Raw genomic sequence first — 16240 nt, forward strand, 5'->3', positions numbered from 1 at the left:
AAACAGAAAAATAATAAATTCAATAATTAAATTAAGACAAGGAGTAAACATACCAATGTCTATTGTCAAAAACAAAGAACAAACCGCAAATGAACGATCGCTTGAGGACGAGCTAAACTTGTTTAGATTGGAACAGGAAAAAGCATTAGGCTTGCATCAGGATCAAAAGCATCAATGGTTTGATCCCGTACCCCGTCAGTTTTTAGCCAAAGACAGGGCCTCCACTACACTTCTTTTTGGAGGGCTTACCATGGCCCACGATTATCTGGTAGAGGGAGCGCTCAAAGGGCTTGGATACCGGGTGCAGCATATGGACTGTCCCGATACCGAATCGCTTCGATTCGGCAAAGAATTCGGCAACCGGGGGCAGTGTAACCCGACTTACTTCACCGTAGGCAATTTAATCAAATATCTGCACCATCTTCGGGATGTGGAAGGAAAATCAAAGGAAGAAATTATCAAGAACTATCTTTTCGTAACCAGCGGCTCATGCGGTCCCTGCCGCTTTGGAACGTATGTGACGGTATACCGGAAAGCTCTGCGGGATGCCGGATTTGACGGATTCCGGGTGCTTTTGTTCCAGCAGACAGACGGCTTGAAGCAGGCTACGGGAGGCGAGTCCGCGCTTAAATTGGACTCTTCGTTTTTCGTCAGCTTTTTAAAAGCTGTTCTCCTGGGCGACATTTTAAACGCCTTGTCTTACCGTATCCGTCCCTATGAGGTGCAAGCCGGTTCGACGGATATCGCAATGGCCCGCTGCAAGGAGTATTTATACGATGCCTTAAGCCGAAGGAAAATGCTGATGCCGGCGCTGATCAAATGCCGGAAGGTACTTCAGTCCGTTGAAGTAGATCGAACGCTGGTGAAACCCAAGGTAAGCATCATCGGCGAATTTTGGGCCATGACCACAGAAGGAGACGGCAACTATCAGTTGCAACGGTTTTTGGAGAATGAAGGGGCGGAAGTCGAAGTACAATCGGTTACGGCCTGGATTCTTTACCTCATTTGGGGAGGGCGCTATGATACCTTGAAGCGAATGGAGCTGAAACAAGCGGATTCAGGACCAAAAGGCTTAAAAGGAAAGAATCCTTACCTTCGTCTGCTGATGCTGGGGGCGGCCGATCGTACCATCCGGGCGTTGTTTCAAATGTATGCCAAAACCATCGGCTTGTATGATTATCATTTGCCCGACATGGATGAGATTGCGCAGGTTGCCCATACCCACTACAACAATCATTTGCGCGGCGGAGAGGGGCATATGGAAGTAGGGAAGTTGATCCTTAACGTGGTGAAGAAAAAAGTCAACATGACGCTGTCTGTTAAACCATTCGGATGCATGCCGTCCTCGGGAGTTTCCGACGGGGTCCAATCCTTGATCACCGAGAAATATCCCGATGCTATCTTCCTCCCGATTGAAACGACAGGGGATGGGGCCATAAATGTATATAGCAGAGTACAAATGATGCTCTTTAAGGCCAAGCAGGCCGCACAAAAAGAGTTTGACGAAGCATTATCGAAAAAGGGCTTTACGTTGGAACATCTTCGTAAAGGTTCGGGCCGGGAAATGTTCAGTAAGCCGTTAAAAACAAGCGGTCACGTTGTGGCCTGTACGGCGGCCAATACGGTCTATGGCACACGCGGATTTGCCAACCGGTTTTCGTTGCGGCAAAAAATACAGGAAATATAACGGGATAATTAACACTTCAGCAAAGACTCCAACCCTCATAAAAAGCGGGTGGAGTCTTTTTTTAATCGTTATGGATCAGCTAAATTTCCTAATGAAGCTGGCATAAGTTTTGCAATAGCAGAGAAATATTTTTATTCGTTATAGCATCGTAATAATGATCTACATTTCGGCGCAATCCATCACATGTTTCCCGGGAGCTCAGTATACTCCATAAATGTTCTTCCATATTCGCATTACGCATCCAATGATCAGCTTGAAAAACAAGCCCCTGCCGCTTTAAGTGCTGCAGATTGATTTGCTCTTGTCCCGGCAGCGCATGATAAACAAAAATAGGTATTCTTTTAAACAGACATTCGCTGATCGTTACACCGCCCGGTTTGGTTATAATGGCATCCATGTGATTATACAGCTCATCCATTTCTTCTCTTGATTTTATATAGGGTAGAGGAGTGATACGAGGATGCTTTAAATTCATCAGCTCTCTGTGTAAGTGCTTATTTTTTCCGCATAATACTTTGTAATGAATATGTCCTGTTTTTTTAATTTGGCGAACAAGAGAGGAAATGAGGCCTGCGCCAAGACTGCCGCCGGAGATCAATACGGTCAATGGCGAAGAGGATTTCGTTTTTTCTTTAGCTTCAGTGATTTTCGGATGAATCGGTATACCCGTTACAAAAATTCTTTCACTAGGTACACCTTTTTGTAAGAGGGATTGTTTCAGGAATTCGTCCGGAACGAAATGGTAATCAATTTCGCTGCTTCCCCACAGATTATTAATGAAAAAATCGGTATATACATTAATAACCGTTACAGAGATCCCGTGTAAAGCCTTCAAACGATTAAGAATATAAGACGGTAAAGCATGGGTGCAAAGGATGATATGAGGCTGTTCTTCGTGAAGGAGCTTCTCGGCAAAATACTGAAAAAGCCACTCGTAGCTGCGATAACGACGTGATTGCTGTATCGGTTGGTATACTGACATTCTGTATATCCAATCGTAGAGGTTTGGAAATGAATGAATCCATTGTATATAAATTTGTGAAACGGCAGATTCCACCATTCCATAGCTGTAACGAAGAAGATCCACTTTCTTACAGGTGGTAGAAGGCATTACTCCTTGAATATGATCGATTAAAGCTTCGGCAACCTGGTGATGGCCCGAAGAAATAGAAAGAAAGGGCATAACCATTATTTTCATCATCCACTATTTCCTCCCTTGTGCAGCAGCAATATGTGAAATGAAAACGGGGGATAATACATAGAATAGGATTCTACATATTGGCTTTTGACATACGTGGTTGTATCTATATTCGTGAGGGAGATCGACTGATGGAGATAAAGGTGATGACGTTCAATATGCATCATGGGAAAGGAAGGGATGGAAAGGTAAACCTGAACCGAATTGCTGAAGTGATTGAGGCAAGCGAGGCCGATCTTATCGGTTTAAATGAGGTGGATCGGTGTTATTCCAAGAGAAGCGGATTTACGGATCAGCTATCCTGGCTAGCCGACCGGCTGCATATGAATGCAAGCTTCGCTGCGTCGTTAACATTATCAGCCAAAGGCAGTCTTCACACCGGACATTATGGCAATGCTTTATTGTCCCGATATCCCGTTATATCTCAACAAAAGCATGTCCTTGGAAAGGCTCGGTCAGGTTTAAGGGAAGCCCGCGTTTTATTGGAAGCCTTTGTGCAAATCAATGGACAGCCTATAAAGCTGTATGTGACTCATTTAAGTCTTAACCCCATCGCGCATCGTCAGCAGGTTGACTTTGTCGTCAGAACCGTCACGGATGAAAAACAGCCGGTTATTCTAATGGGAGATATGAATATGCGGTCCGGCTCTAAAGCATGGAAAAAAATAACCACGGCTCTCCATGATGCTTGCAGGCTTCACTCCGAATTCCCATGTTATACCTTCCCATCCATTCGACCCGCCATCCAATTGGATTATATTTTTATAAGCAGGCACTTTCAAATTACAAGGGCAGAAGTCTTCCGAAAGCATGCTATGGCTTCGGATCATTTGCCTCTAACAGCCGGTTTACTTATAGATCTTTAAACTGGATTGATAAATAATTTTTTATAACTTCATATTTCATGAGAAATACTGATTAATGGTTATAAGAAAAACATGAAGGGTAAGATGTTCCGTGAAAAAAGTGGTTGTTCTGCTTGTTGATTCATTGATGCCGAATATCCTTGAGGACTGTATTCGGCATAAGACGGTACCGGCGCTTCAATTTTTAAAGGATCGCGGAAGGTATTGGAACCATTGCGTCACTGTTTTTCCTACAATGACCGCTTCCGTAGACAGCTCTCTTGTCACTGGAGTTTACCCTGATCTTCATCGTGTACCGGGGCTTGTTTGGTACGACCCTGATAAACAAGCTATTATCAATTATATTAACGGATGGAAATGCATTCAGAAGCTGGGACTTTCCAACTGCGTGAAAAATGTGCTTCGTTCATTAAATGAAGAGCACCTTAGCAAGAAGGTGACGACGCTTTTTGAAGATTTGGCCAATAGAGGACTGACCTCAGCCTCCATTAATGCGATTGTTCACAGGGGTGCCAATAAACATCAGCTGCAGCTCCCTTACTTGATTGACCTGGCAACGCGAGGTAAAGTACATGGTGAAATTTCGGGCCCTGATTTTTTGACCATGGGAGCATTCGTCAAAAACGGTGTGAATCAGAAAATCCCCCCTCAGCTGCACAGAGCTAAAAACAAATATGGAATTAATGATGGTTATGCTATAGCGACGGTAAAGTCGTTGATAAACGAACAAAACCAACCGGATTTTATGCTGGTTTACTTGCCGGATAACGATCATGAGGTTCATTTGAAAAATCCCGCGCATGCGGAAGAGGCCCTCATCCGTGTTGATCGGAAAATTCAGGAATTGCTATATGCTTATGGTTCCTGGGAGGAGGCCTTAAAACGAAATGTGTTTATTATCATCAGTGATCATGGACAAACCCGAATCGGCAAAGAACGGGAATTTAATATTGACTTGGATCAATTGCTGCAACCCTTTAAAGTATTGGAGCTCGGTGAGAAATTGAAAGATCATGATGTCATCGTAGCAAATAATGAACGGATGGCGTACGTTTATCCTTTACATCGTGATAGAGAGGAGGAAATGATCCATACGCTATCTGTGGAAACAAGGATTGATATCATTGCTTGGAAAGAGGGGAATGGGATTCGCGCCAGAGAAGGAGGATCAGGCCGTGAAATTTATTATGAGAAAGGGGGGACTATAACAGATTGTTACGGTTGTTTATGGAGCATATCCGGAGATTGGATGGTGTTGGATCTAATGGATAAGCAGGGCGTTATAGAGTACGGGGATTATCCGGATGTATTGTCCAGATTATACGGGGCGTTATTCTCACAGGATATCCCCATGGTTGTAATCAATGCCAGACCTCGATATGAATTCAAAAGCCGGTTTTATCCGATGCATTTGAACGGGGGCAGTCATGGCTCCTTACACAAGTACGATTCCGTGATTCCGCTGATCGTGGCAGGAACGGAGCTCCCCGTGAAAGAACCGCCGCGTCTTGTCGATTTGAAAGATTATATCCTTACATTGTTTGATTCCGATACAGCAGCTGTAAACTGAATTTTCCATCGATGAAATTCCTCATGGTAAGAAAAAATAACTTCATCAATTCATCATTTTCAAAGGGGAAAAGTACATGTGGCTAAAATCCATGGCCCTAACGGTTTGGGATATCATTGATCCCATATATTATGCATGTACCCGATTAAGATATATTGGCGGGGGGGATAAGAGAAACAGTGCATTTCGGGTTAGGCTTACTTTTTACAAAGGAAGAGCGCTAACTTTAACTGACGGAACGATGATTCAAAAGGGCGATGTCTTACTAAAAATTCATTTACATAATGTTGTTCTATTAAAAGACATGCTTCCCTTAAAAACTGATATCAAAAAGGCAAGGTTTTTGTACCGATTTATTGAAAGATCGTTACCCGATCTTGCCCTGTATGTTAAAAAGCATCCTAAATTCCAAGATATCAAGGGGATCATCGGGATTACAATGTTAAATCGAGGTTATGATAATTTAGGGTTTGAAGCATTCCCAATATCCTGTACATGGTATAGATGGTTAAAGTGGATGAGCTTGATGCCCATTTGCCTGCTATCGGTGAGGCAGCCGTTTAAAAACTTGAAAAAGCATGCTCCAACGTATTTGTTGATGTCAAAGGACATGCTTTTACAAAAATTAGAGGAGCTGAAGGACATAATGAATCCCCGAAAGGACTATGGGTTGTCGGTTAATCAAACGGAAGTCGATTCGGATGTAAATGAGGATCATCATCGGGAAGAGCAGCTGGATGATTCGTTCGAGGCGTGGTATGAGAACGTTGAGCAGCAGGTGAAGCAAAAGCTGGAGCTCACAAACGTTCCGCAAAGCAATGTGTTCGATTCAGCAAAGGAGGGCTCTTATGCCGAATAAGAAAAATACTAACCATGATTTGTCTGATGAAACCATGTCGACTAAAGACCATTGCGCTATTCCGAGTATTGCACAAGTCGATTCCGCTGATGATTTAAAAAATGGGATTATCGAAATTGCAAGCAAAGAAGAATACATGGATGAACCTTAGTCCCCAAACCGTCTGTATGGCGGTTCTTATCATGTTGGCGGACACTACGGGAACCGAATTGACTATATATAGGTTTAATTTAACATTGCGATACTAAATATAGTAGGTTATACTTGAGTTGTGGAAATCAGAATTATTTTTCAATTCTATTTCCCGAATAGACTTTTCTTCATAACCTTTTTCTCATTGGCCTCCCCAAAGGGGAGAGGCTTTTTTTTGTGTTGGTCTCCTTAAACCGAAATAAAGGGCCATTAATTACCGATGACATTGTCCGGCGTATTTTCTATACTGATAGATATAGAAAAGGGGGTTTTATGATGGTATGGTATGTCATTTTGGGCTTAATGACCATAGCGGTGATCATCCGTTTATTATATAGAGCACATATAAATACGACAAAGGTGGAAATGACTCATATCCGTCTGCCGGAAAACTTGAATGTCTCTGGCCATGACATTTTGAAAGTTCTGCATCTTTCGGACATGCACATGGAGAACATTTCGGTATCTCCTGACCGGTTGACGGATCTGCTAGCCGGAGAGCAGCCGGATCTGATTGCATTGACCGGAGATTATTTGGACAAAGTTAAAAGTATCCCAAAGCTGACCGAATATTTAAAGGTTTTATCCAAGATAAAACCGAAGTATGGAATTTATGCCGTTTTCGGTAATCATGATTACGTGTTGAAAAATCAAAATTTCGCGAAGCTGCGGAAAGCTTTGGAAGATTACGAATGCAAAATTTTGCAGAATGAAAATGATCTTCTGTACGTAGACGGCAGACCCGTCCACATTATCGGAATCGATGACTTCAGCACGAACAGAAGCGATTTAGTTCAAGCCTACCAAGAGGTAGATGAAGGGTTTCGGTTGGTTTTGACGCATGACCCCAATATTGTATTAACAATGGATAAATACGACTTTGATTATATGCTGTCCGGTCATTTTCATGGAGGGCAGATTTGTTGGCCGAAGCCTTACCATTTGGTTAAAATGGGACGCCTGGTACGCATGAATATGGTCAAAGGGCTGCAGCATTATCGGGGCAAACCGTTTTATATCAGTGAAGGATTGGGGCAGACAGGGGTAAATATACGGGTTGGCAGCAGGCCGGAAGTTACGTTTCATCACTTATCCCTGCAGGCTGTAGACAAGGTACAAACTCCGGCAGCGGTATAGCAATCGGAGTTTGTACTTTTTTTCCTTTTTAAGGGAAGCATGGGGCGTTCCTTGTTCAATTTCAATGATATCAGGCGATTCAATTTCCGGATTTTGCGGCATGTAAATTCTCATTTAATTCGTAATTAATTTAATCCTCACCAACCGTTACTACGGGATCGAAGACCTCGGTTTTTTCAATCTGCATATTTAGTCTCCTTTCTTGTCATGTTATATTTGGCGAGTTAGAGCCCTCCTATTCGGTACATCCATTCTGAAAAATCCGTGTATCGTTTGTATGAATAGGTGTTTGAATGCAGAAGCTATTTAAGTCATTTCGGGGGAAGTATCGGTACTACAGGCACCTTATCGTTCTGATGCGTGTGATAGGTCAACAGGATGAGGAGCAATACCTGGAAGGTATTGAGGATCCGGAAGAAGCGGCTTCTATACTTGATGCATTTCAGCTTGCTGTTGATGCCGCTCCGGCAGATAATCCGAGAACGCAGGAAACTTAAGACCATGTATAGATCTAAACGTTCGGGTAAAAAACCGAACGTTTTTTTGTTGTTATGTTGCTTTAGGTATGGGGGTAGATCGGAATTAAGAAACAGGTGTGAATTCTTAAAGATTCATTTCTTTAATTTAAGTGTATTTAAAAGTAACCCAATGAAGGAGGCTGATGAAGAGTATGAGTAAGGATCGCAAGACGTATAAACCGCCAAGCAGTAAACAAGACCCTTGTGTACCTATTGAAGAAAAAACGTATGAGACACCGCCGAACCTGTATTTGGGTTTCCAAGAGTTCGAGCTTGAGCAATTTGAGCCTGCAGAAGCTTTGGCCAAAGGAACTTTATGGCCTGCGCTTTATGGACCGTATGAATCACCGGCGCCATCGGCGATGAAGAAAAAGGGGGGATCGAAATGACAACATTGACCGCTAAATCCCTGAAGCTTTTGGAGGATCTCCAGGCTATCGACTTTGTGATGACCGAATTGAAGCTTTATCTGGATACCCATCCCAATGATGATAAAGCGCTTAAGCAATTTAACGAAACCGCAATGAAGCGGGAGGAACTCAAAAATAATGTGGAGGCCGAATTCGGCTCCCTATGCAAGAACGAAGCTTATAAAGAAGGCAAATCCAAAGGCTGGGATGCCGGGCCATGGCCTTGGCAGTTATAGTTAACTTCCAAAGGAGGCGCTATTCATGTTCGTATATGAAAAAAAGCTGATGTATCCGGTTAAAGTTAGTCAATGCAACCCTCGTTTAGCTAAATACTTGATAGAACAATATGGGGGTGCTGACGGCGAGCTGGCGGCTGCGCTTCGATATATGAATCAGCGTTACACCATTCCCGATAAAGTGATCGGGCTCCTGACAGACATCTCGATGGAGGAGTTCTCTCATTTGGAGATGATCGCCACGATGGTCTACAAGCTCACCAAAGACGCTACCCCGGATCAAATTCGGGAAGCGGGACTGGAAGATCACTACGTCAATCACGGAAGCGCTTTGTATTACCACAATGCGGCCGGAGTGCCGTTTACAGCTGCTTATATTGCGGGAAAGGGCGATCCCATTGCCGACTTATATGAAGATATTGCCGCAGAGGAGAAGGCACGGGCCACCTACCAGCATATTATTGATTTAAGCGACGATCCGGATTTGAATGACGGTCTTAAATTTTTACGGGAACGAGAAATCGTGCATGCACAGCGTTTTAAAGAAGCGGTTGAGATCCTTAAAGAGGATCAAAGCGCCAAAAAATTTTTTTAATGTTATTTCTTCTTACAAAAAGTCTGTTCCGGATGAACCGGACAGACTTTTTTACATAGAATTGAAGACGCTTTGGTCTCCTCGCTGTTTGGAAGAAAGACAGTCGGTTTAAGAATTTTGGACGATTAGATGTTCGTTATAACGAATAAAAGAGCCGCGGGCTCTTTTTTTTACGATCCAGCTTGTTGTGGTTCGATAAAGTGTTAAATCGGTACTTTGTCACATCCTATTCATGTGATAAGGTGCCGCTGCTTCATGTTTTGTATGTTTCCATTCCATAATATTTTTGGCGTATTACCAGAAACCATTTGGATATTGGACGGTCAGAGGAATATTCCATACAATTTTTTTAGGACCCTAATTCGGAAAGGAGTTTGAATACGATGACTATCCCATATCACCCCGGACTCGAAAACGTGATTGCCAGTGAGACTGCCATATCTTATCTTGATGTCGAGAATGAAGAAATCGTACTGCGAGGCTATGACCTGATTGACCTGTCAAAACGAAAAACTTATTTGGATATCATCGGGCTATTGCTGGACGGTAATCTGCCGGCATCAGACGAACGCTCTTCGTTGGAAGAGAAATTGAAGGCAGAATATGATATTCCCAGGGATGTTCTTTCGATGCTGCAATTGCTTCCCAAGCAGGCGAATTTGATGGATGTGCTGCGCACGGGAATTTCCATCATCGCGAGTTTCGACGATGAACTTGAAGACAGGACATACGCGGCCAATTATCGAAAAGCGATTCGTTTGCTGGCCAAAGTTCCTCAAATTGTAGCGAACGGGTATCGGGCCGTGACGAAGCAGGCGCTGGTGGAGCCGCAAAAGGAGTTGTCGTATACCGGCAATTTCTTATTTATGATCACTGGTAAAGCGCCTTCACAATTGGAGAGCCATATTTTTGACCAGTCTTTGATTGTTTACAGTGAGCATGAAATGCCGAACTCCACCTTTGCCGCAAGAGTCATTGCTTCCACGCAATCCGATATTTACGGAGCGTTAACCGGAGCGGTCGCCTCACTCAAAGGCACTTTACACGGCGGGGCCAATGAAGCTGTAATGAAGATGCTTCTAGAGGCTGAAACAAAAGCAGCGATCGAACCTCTGATTTTAGACAAATTAACAAAGAAAGAAAAGATCATGGGCTTCGGACACCGCGTCTACATGAAGAAGATCGATCCCCGGGCTGTTCTTATGAAAGAAGCTCTGGCTGTGATAGCCAAGGAGAATAACCGGATGGATTTGTACGATATGTGCGTCATCGGGGAAGAGGTTATGAAGCGGGAAAAAGGACTTTATCCGAATCTGGATTATTACGCCGCACCGGTTTATTATTTGCTCGGCATTCCCGTCGATCTGTTCACTCCGGTCTTTCTTGCCGCACGTACCATAGGCATTTGCGCTCATGTGATGGAGCAGCATGAAAATAACCGGCTCTTCAGGCCGCGAGTACTCTACAACGGACCGCGAAATTTACATCCTGAGCCATAATTCAAAAAAAACGTAAAAAGAAAGGAGAAACGAAATGAGCACAGTCGAATATTTTGCCAGAACAAATTTGAAACCGGATCAGCTGCTAATCGACATTGCCGATTATGCTTTGAATGGCGTGATTGAAAGCGAAGAAGCCTACCGTATTGCGCAGCATGTTTTATTGGACTCCATCGGCACCGGGCTGCTCGCGCTTCGATTTCCCGAATGCGTCAAGCTGTTAGGCCCGATCGTTCCAGGTGCGTTTTTGCCTGGCGGCGCTCGGGTGCCTGGCACCCGCTTTGAGCTCGAGCCCGTTCAAGCAGCATTCAATATTGGCTGTATGATCCGTTGGCTGGATTATAACGATACGTGGCTCGCAGCCGAATGGGGACATCCTTCGGACAATCTCGGCAGCATCCTTGCTGTTGCGGACTACTTGAGCCGCATTAGGGTATCGGAAGGCAAAGCGCCGCTTTCAGTAAAGGACATTCTGACTGCCGCCATCAAAGCACATGAAATTCAGGGAGTGCTTGCGCTTGAGAACAGCTTGAACCGGGTTGGTCTGGACCATGTGCTGTTCGTCAAAATCGCGTCGACAGCCGTTGCTGCGGGTATGTTGGGCGGAACCAAAGAGCAGATTGTGAATGCGCTTTCTAATGCGTGGCTGGATGGCGGCAGCTTGAGAACGTACCGCCAAGCCCCGAATACCGGATCGCGCAAATCTTGGGCGGCCGGCGATGCGACCAGCCGGGCCGTACGTCACGCTCTTATGGCACTGAACGACGAAATGGGCTATGCGACGGCGCTTTCGGCTAAGCATTGGGGATTCCAGGATGTATTGTTCAACGGCAATGACTTGGTGCTCGCGCGTCCGCTTGGTTCTTTCGTCATGGAAAATGTGCTGTTCAAAATATCGTTTCCTGCCGAATTCCACGCGCAGACTGCCGTGGAGTGCGCCTTCGCTCTGCATGAATCGGTGAAGGAACGGATGAACGACATTGATCGAATAACGCTGACCACCCATCAATCTGCGATTCGGATCATCGACAAAAAAGGCCCGCTGAACAATCCGGCGGATCGGGATCATTGTCTGCAGTATATGGTCGCTATCGGTTTATTGTTCGGATCGTTGACGGCCGAGCATTATGAGGATGAAACGGCGGCGGATCCGAGAATCGATGCACTGAGAGATAAAATGGTCGTGATCGAGGATGAGAAGTACAGTAAAGACTACCTTGATCCTGAAAAGCGTTCCATCGCCAACGCGGTGCAAATCCATTTCAAGGATGGAACTCACACGGACAAGATCGTATGCGAATATCCGATCGGACATCGCAGAAGGCGCGCGGAGGGATTACCGAAAGTTTGGGAGAAGGTTGAAGCGAATCTGTTGACCCGTTTCCCGCGGAAAAGGACAGCCGAAATCATGGAACTGTCGCTTGATTATGAACGTTTGGCAAAGATGCCGGTTCACCAGTTTATGAATCTGTTTGTGATATGACAGGAGGTCCTTATGGCGTGGCTTATTGAAGAAGAACCGGATCAAAGAACATTGGCCGGCGAGTTCCGAAAACTTGTAAGTTCGGGGCCGATCGTAAAAATACCAGGTACACACGACGGAATGGCGGCTAGGATCGCCAAACAGTTCGGTTTTAAAGCTCTTTATTTGTCCGGAGCTGCTTATACGGCAAGCCGGGGGCTGCCGGATTTGGGCATTATTTATTCCAATGAAGTGGCTGAACGTGCCCGGGAACTTGTCCGCGCAGCCGGAGTTCCACTGCTAGTGGATATCGACACGGGCTTCGGCGGAGTGCTGAACGTGGCCCGAACAGCGAAAGAAATGGTGGAAGCCAAAGCAGCGGCGGTTCAAATAGAGGATCAGGAAATGCCGAAAAAATGCGGCCACCTGAATGGAAAGAAGCTGGTATCCGCACAGGAGATGGTCCAAAAAATCCGGACGATCAAAGAAATATGCCCGACTCTTTTCGTTCTTGCCCGCACGGATGCAAAAGGTGTGGAGGGGATGGATGCAGCGATCGATCGGGCTCGTCAATATCTCGCCGCCGGGGCGGACGGCATTTTCCCGGAGGCTTTGGAAACGGAAGAGGAATTCCGATGTTTCCGGGCTTCGGTGGACGGTCCGCTGCTGGCCAACATGACCGAATTCGGTAAGACACCCTATTTTACTGCAGAGCAATTTGAAGCTTGGGGGTTTAACATGGTCATTTATCCCGTTACTTCGCTTAGAGTGGCCGCTAAAGCCTACGAACGGGTTTTTACGGAAATTAGCACAACGGGAACGCAATTCAATTCGCTGCATGATATGCAAACCCGAAAAGAGCTTTATGAAACTATCCGTTATTGTGACTATGAAGAGCTGGACGGAAAGATCGCAAAAACGGTTCTGCCTTCAACTGAGATATAGCATTAATCTCCTCCCCGAATTTTTTTTCTGAAGGCTTTCGGGGATGGGGAGACTAATCCAATAGCTTGAGAAATTGGTGCAGCACTTGCGATTTTTCATCCTTTCTCCATACAAAAGACATTTCCAAGACGGCATGGACTTGATCCAACTCCCGATAAACGACCCCGATGTTTTTCTGACTCTGAAAAGAGGCGGGGACCAAGGCAACCCCCATTCCTTCCGAAACAAAAGAAACGATAGTCAGGATTTCAGGTGCTTCTAATGTAATATGAGGTTGAAAGCCTGCTTGAAAACAAAGGTTGATCACAGCATCGTGATAGATCGAACCGTTATTTCGCGCCGATACAATAAATTTTTCATCCGCAAGATCATGCATCCGTAAACTTGACCGGCTGGCCAATGGATGTGTTTCCGGAAGAGCCGCGATGAATTTCTCTTTTAATATGACTTTGGAAGTTAAAAAAGGGCTCCGAACCGGCGTTCGTACGATAGCAAGATGGAGACGCCCATCATGCAAAGCTTGGGTTTGGCTGGCTGTTTTCATTTGATGCAGGATGAGATTGACGGAAGGGAAGTGCACCCGAAAGTTTTGCACTATGGGGGCAATTTGATAGGTAGTCGAACCCACGAATCCGATTTCCAGTCTGCCGGTTGCTCCTTGATGTGCACGCTCGGCAGCATGTATAGATTTTTCTATATGAGCCAATGTGATCCGACACTCTTCCAAAAATATTTTCCCCGCTTCAGTTAGCTCTACCCGCTGCTTGCTACGAAATAACAATGGAAATCCCAACTCCTCTTCCAATTGCCGGATTTGTTGGCTAAGAGGCGGTTGTGCAATATTTAATCGGGATGCCGCCCGGCCAAAATGCAGTTCTTCGGCAACCGTAACAAAGTAACGTAAATGTCTTAGTTCCATTGTAAGCCCTCCCATAACCATCATTTTACATTACAACGGAACATTTTTAAATGTGGTAAATCTCTCATTGAACCCGCGCTTGCCGCGGGATTTTTCTTTGTAAATTATCACTTTCGGAGTGCCGATCGAAACTATAAGCTTATTCCTAGCTACGATGAGCCATGAAATCCAAACTCCGATGCACGGAATTATCGCCACTGCAGAGCTGCTGGCTCACTCTAGCTTGAACGATTCCCAGCAGAAATCGTTAGCTGTCATCATGGATTCTGGTAATCTGTTGCTTAACGTCATTAATGATATTCTTGATCTGTCCAAAATAGAAGCTGATGAAATGAAGCTAAACCGGGTTCGGTTTCGGCTGAAGGAAACCGTCGATCGTGTGATGGGGATGCTTAGAAGCCGAGCAGACACACAGCATGACAGGATGATTTGCTATATTGATCCGCAGCTCGCCCAGAAATACTACGGTGATCCGATCCGGCTCGGACAAATTCTGATCAACCTGTTAAGTAATGCCGTTAACCTTGGGTAAGTGGCTTCCTAAGCCCACTCCCGCAACAGTGGGTAAAGATCAAGGAGGAGAATCCGACAACGGCTTGCTGAACCGGAAAACCATCGAGGACATCGTAGCTACGCCATGGGAAGATCAGGATCGCGAGCTGATCGATATGTATCAACAAGATACGCCCGATAAGATACGCTTCCTGAAGGAAGCCATCGAGGCTGCCGATTATAAACGAATGAAGCAGATCGCTCATGATATTAAATCCGCCAGTGTGAGTATCGGGATGAGCAAACTTGGCCAACTGCTTGCTCGTTTTGAACAGCACGTCCTTAAACAAGACACAGCAATCTGTCTCGCCCTTTTTGAAGTGTTAGAAGATCGTTTTAACGCTTCAAAAGAAATCTATTCAGCCATTGGTTCCGAGAGCTCATTTAGGAATATTTATGTCGTGAGCATGGTTTATATGGGTCATGGGACAATCACCCAAACCATCCTCTATATATTTACATAAAGTGTAGTGACTAACAGCTTATGTTTAAGGAGGAGTATCATTGGCGACTATTCGTCAGGGCTCATGCATTGGTATCTTGTATAGACCGCCCATGGGTCAGTGCAAAGCAGACCAATGCCAGACCTATTCAGGCAGGTGTCACTGTGTTCATAATGGAAGATTGGTAGGGGCAGTAACCAAATTAGGAAATACCCGGGTTCATGTTTCTAGATCTTTAAACACATCGAATTTGAAGTCGTTGGCCGGCGTCTTGATCAGACACTGGAACATTCGCAACCGCAATGACAGGAACTCTATTTTTCTTGAATATTTGTTCATACCGATCTCACGGCTGGAAAGCATTAACATAACACCATTCAAGAAGCTGGATAGACCTGTTCCTCCGCCAGGCAATCCGTGCTCGCAACCGGCTGCAGGAACAACGCGCAAGCCAAACACTGTTTATCCGGGGGACTGCGTGGGAATTCGCTTCAGGAACCCCAACAAGCAGTGGGATATAAAAAATGGAAGGTATTTGTTCTGGCAGAAGACAAGCAAGAATCATTGCCAGTGGAATAGAAAAGCAACGAATCATCCCGATAAGGTCTGGTATGCCCATTGGATCGTACGTAAGGCGAGCCCCCACTTTCAATCCGTTGCCTCGAATCGTGGTCCTAAATCGAGCGGTAAGGAAACCAATATCTCTATTTACCCGATAACGGGTTATAACCCGAAGGAGGGTACGTCGATTAAACTCACCTTTTTGAATCATACCACTCAATTTCGCATCTTGACGTATAAATGAGCTTGAAATGACGTCAAGCTCCCTAGCATTTTGGGTGGGCTTTAAAAATTCCGTTTTCTATGACGGAAATGTCCTTTTCTTATGGTCATGGAGGAGGAAATGTCTTCATTTTTTCATAGAAAAACTTCACTTTACGGGTAAATAAGAGTGGAGCAGCCTGCCGCGGCAGCTGCTCCAACGTTCTACTGAGTAATTTAAGCTAGCGTTTCGTGAAGTGCAAATCGTTATGATTCACATTTGAATATGCTCGACGAACGTTACTTGGAGATGGTAGGCATTGTGTCAAAGTAAAGCATCCCGTGTCCATTGCTTCCCATGACGAGAATATTTTACGCGAAGCGATTTCA

17 protein-coding genes and 1 pseudogene are annotated in these 16240 nt (G+C 45.0%); 16 read left to right on the forward strand and 2 right to left on the reverse strand.

Features of this window, described 5'->3' with window-relative positions:
* Nucleotides 1-55 precede the first annotated feature (55 nt).
* A complete protein-coding gene (locus tag ACZYR9_RS18590; protein ID WP_488979955.1) occupies nt 56-1687 on the forward strand; it encodes a 2-hydroxyglutaryl-CoA dehydratase in 1632 nt (543 codons plus the stop codon).
* An 88-nt stretch (nt 1688-1775) separates the two neighbouring features.
* Here ACZYR9_RS18590 and ACZYR9_RS18595 read toward each other — a convergent pair whose 3' ends face one another.
* Nucleotides 1776-2888 carry an MGDG synthase family glycosyltransferase gene (locus tag ACZYR9_RS18595; protein ID WP_488979956.1) on the reverse strand — a complete coding sequence of 371 codons (1113 nt, stop codon included), beginning with the start codon at nt 2886-2888 and terminating at the stop codon, nt 1776-1778.
* 128 nt (nt 2889-3016) lie between these two features.
* Here ACZYR9_RS18595 and ACZYR9_RS18600 point away from each other — a divergent pair, with 128 nt between their 5' ends.
* The 13 genes and pseudogenes from ACZYR9_RS18600 to prpB all read left to right on the forward strand — a co-directional run bounded on the left by ACZYR9_RS18600 (nt 3017) and on the right by prpB (nt 13174).
* Entirely contained in the window at nt 3017-3751 is a 735-nt protein-coding gene (locus ACZYR9_RS18600) for an endonuclease/exonuclease/phosphatase family protein (RefSeq protein WP_488979957.1), read from the forward strand.
* 91 nt (nt 3752-3842) lie between these two features.
* Nucleotides 3843-5321: an alkaline phosphatase family protein gene (locus tag ACZYR9_RS18605; RefSeq protein ID WP_488979958.1), complete on the forward strand. Its 1479-nt coding sequence runs from the start codon at nt 3843-3845 to the stop codon at nt 5319-5321.
* A 91-nt stretch (nt 5322-5412) separates the two neighbouring features.
* Nucleotides 5413-5934, forward strand: a pseudogene (locus tag ACZYR9_RS18610) (YkoP family protein); the annotation flags it as partial.
* Between the two features lie 33 nt (nt 5935-5967).
* Nucleotides 5968-6180 (forward strand): hypothetical protein, encoded by a 213-nt coding sequence (locus ACZYR9_RS18615; protein WP_488979991.1) that lies wholly within the window; start codon nt 5968-5970, stop codon nt 6178-6180.
* Nucleotides 6170-6331: a hypothetical protein gene (locus tag ACZYR9_RS18620; protein ID WP_488979959.1), complete on the forward strand. Its 162-nt coding sequence runs from the start codon at nt 6170-6172 to the stop codon at nt 6329-6331. The genes ACZYR9_RS18615 and ACZYR9_RS18620 overlap by 11 nt, the downstream gene beginning before the upstream one ends.
* A gap of 317 nt (nt 6332-6648) precedes the next feature.
* The gene (locus tag ACZYR9_RS18625) at nt 6649-7509 is read left to right on the forward strand and encodes a metallophosphoesterase (RefSeq protein ID WP_488979992.1); all 861 of its coding nucleotides are present in this window, start codon (nt 6649-6651) and stop codon (nt 7507-7509) included.
* Between the two features lie 293 nt (nt 7510-7802).
* Nucleotides 7803-8006 (forward strand): hypothetical protein, encoded by a 204-nt coding sequence (locus ACZYR9_RS18630; protein ID WP_488979960.1) that lies wholly within the window; start codon nt 7803-7805, stop codon nt 8004-8006.
* 173 nt (nt 8007-8179) lie between these two features.
* A complete protein-coding gene (locus tag ACZYR9_RS18635; protein WP_488979961.1) occupies nt 8180-8416 on the forward strand; it encodes a spore coat associated protein CotJA in 237 nt (78 codons plus the stop codon).
* On the forward strand, nt 8413-8673 hold the full coding sequence (locus ACZYR9_RS18640) for a spore coat protein CotJB (protein WP_488979962.1): 261 nt from the start codon (nt 8413-8415) through the stop codon (nt 8671-8673). Before ACZYR9_RS18635 ends, ACZYR9_RS18640 begins: the two co-directional genes overlap by 4 nt.
* 25 nt (nt 8674-8698) lie before the next feature.
* On the forward strand, nt 8699-9268 hold the full coding sequence (locus ACZYR9_RS18645; protein ID WP_488979963.1) for a manganese catalase family protein: 570 nt from the start codon (nt 8699-8701) through the stop codon (nt 9266-9268).
* Nucleotides 9269-9651: 383 nt separating this feature from the next.
* Nucleotides 9652-10767, forward strand: coding sequence for a citrate synthase (mmgD, locus tag ACZYR9_RS18650; RefSeq protein ID WP_488979964.1), 1116 nt, complete (start codon nt 9652-9654; stop codon nt 10765-10767).
* Between the two features lie 34 nt (nt 10768-10801).
* A complete protein-coding gene (locus ACZYR9_RS18655) occupies nt 10802-12250 on the forward strand; it encodes a bifunctional 2-methylcitrate dehydratase/aconitate hydratase (RefSeq protein WP_488979965.1) in 1449 nt (482 codons plus the stop codon).
* Between the two features lie 12 nt (nt 12251-12262).
* A complete protein-coding gene (gene prpB / locus ACZYR9_RS18660) occupies nt 12263-13174 on the forward strand; it encodes a methylisocitrate lyase (RefSeq protein ID WP_488979966.1) in 912 nt (303 codons plus the stop codon).
* A gap of 52 nt (nt 13175-13226) precedes the next feature.
* Here the strand turns inward: prpB and ACZYR9_RS18665 are convergent, their stop codons facing one another.
* Nucleotides 13227-14093, reverse strand: coding sequence for a LysR substrate-binding domain-containing protein (locus tag ACZYR9_RS18665; RefSeq protein ID WP_488979967.1), 867 nt, complete (start codon nt 14091-14093; stop codon nt 13227-13229).
* A 118-nt stretch (nt 14094-14211) separates the two neighbouring features.
* Between ACZYR9_RS18665 and ACZYR9_RS18670 the strand changes: the two genes are divergently transcribed.
* Nucleotides 14212-14625, forward strand: a complete 414-nt coding sequence (locus ACZYR9_RS18670) for a histidine kinase dimerization/phospho-acceptor domain-containing protein (RefSeq protein ID WP_488979968.1) — start codon at nt 14212-14214, stop codon at nt 14623-14625.
* 64 nt (nt 14626-14689) lie between these two features.
* Entirely contained in the window at nt 14690-15109 is a 420-nt protein-coding gene (locus tag ACZYR9_RS18675) for an Hpt domain-containing protein (protein ID WP_488979969.1), read from the forward strand.
* The last annotated feature ends 1131 nt before the right edge of the window (nt 15110-16240 follow it).

The sequence above is a fragment of the Paenibacillus sp. F024 genome (assembly GCF_057814255.1).

Coding starts and splice junctions, on each gene's coding strand:
- ACZYR9_RS18665 (WP_488979967.1), bottom strand. CDS start 14,093: ATGGAACTAAGACATTTACGTTACTTTGTTACGGTTGCCGAAGAACTG.
- ACZYR9_RS18625 (WP_488979992.1), top strand. CDS start 6,649: ATGGTATGGTATGTCATTTTGGGCTTAATGACCATAGCGGTGATCATC.
- ACZYR9_RS18630 (WP_488979960.1), top strand. CDS start 7,803: ATGCAGAAGCTATTTAAGTCATTTCGGGGGAAGTATCGGTACTACAGG.
- prpB (WP_488979966.1), top strand. CDS start 12,263: ATGGCGTGGCTTATTGAAGAAGAACCGGATCAAAGAACATTGGCCGGC.
- ACZYR9_RS18615 (WP_488979991.1), top strand. CDS start 5,968: ATGAATCCCCGAAAGGACTATGGGTTGTCGGTTAATCAAACGGAAGTC.
- ACZYR9_RS18640 (WP_488979962.1), top strand. CDS start 8,413: ATGACAACATTGACCGCTAAATCCCTGAAGCTTTTGGAGGATCTCCAG.
- mmgD (WP_488979964.1), top strand. CDS start 9,652: ATGACTATCCCATATCACCCCGGACTCGAAAACGTGATTGCCAGTGAG.
- ACZYR9_RS18635 (WP_488979961.1), top strand. CDS start 8,180: ATGAGTAAGGATCGCAAGACGTATAAACCGCCAAGCAGTAAACAAGAC.
- ACZYR9_RS18655 (WP_488979965.1), top strand. CDS start 10,802: ATGAGCACAGTCGAATATTTTGCCAGAACAAATTTGAAACCGGATCAG.
- ACZYR9_RS18620 (WP_488979959.1), top strand. CDS start 6,170: ATGCCGAATAAGAAAAATACTAACCATGATTTGTCTGATGAAACCATG.
- ACZYR9_RS18600 (WP_488979957.1), top strand. CDS start 3,017: ATGGAGATAAAGGTGATGACGTTCAATATGCATCATGGGAAAGGAAGG.
- ACZYR9_RS18595 (WP_488979956.1), bottom strand. CDS start 2,888: ATGATGAAAATAATGGTTATGCCCTTTCTTTCTATTTCTTCGGGCCAT.
- ACZYR9_RS18645 (WP_488979963.1), top strand. CDS start 8,699: ATGTTCGTATATGAAAAAAAGCTGATGTATCCGGTTAAAGTTAGTCAA.
- ACZYR9_RS18590 (WP_488979955.1), top strand. CDS start 56: ATGTCTATTGTCAAAAACAAAGAACAAACCGCAAATGAACGATCGCTT.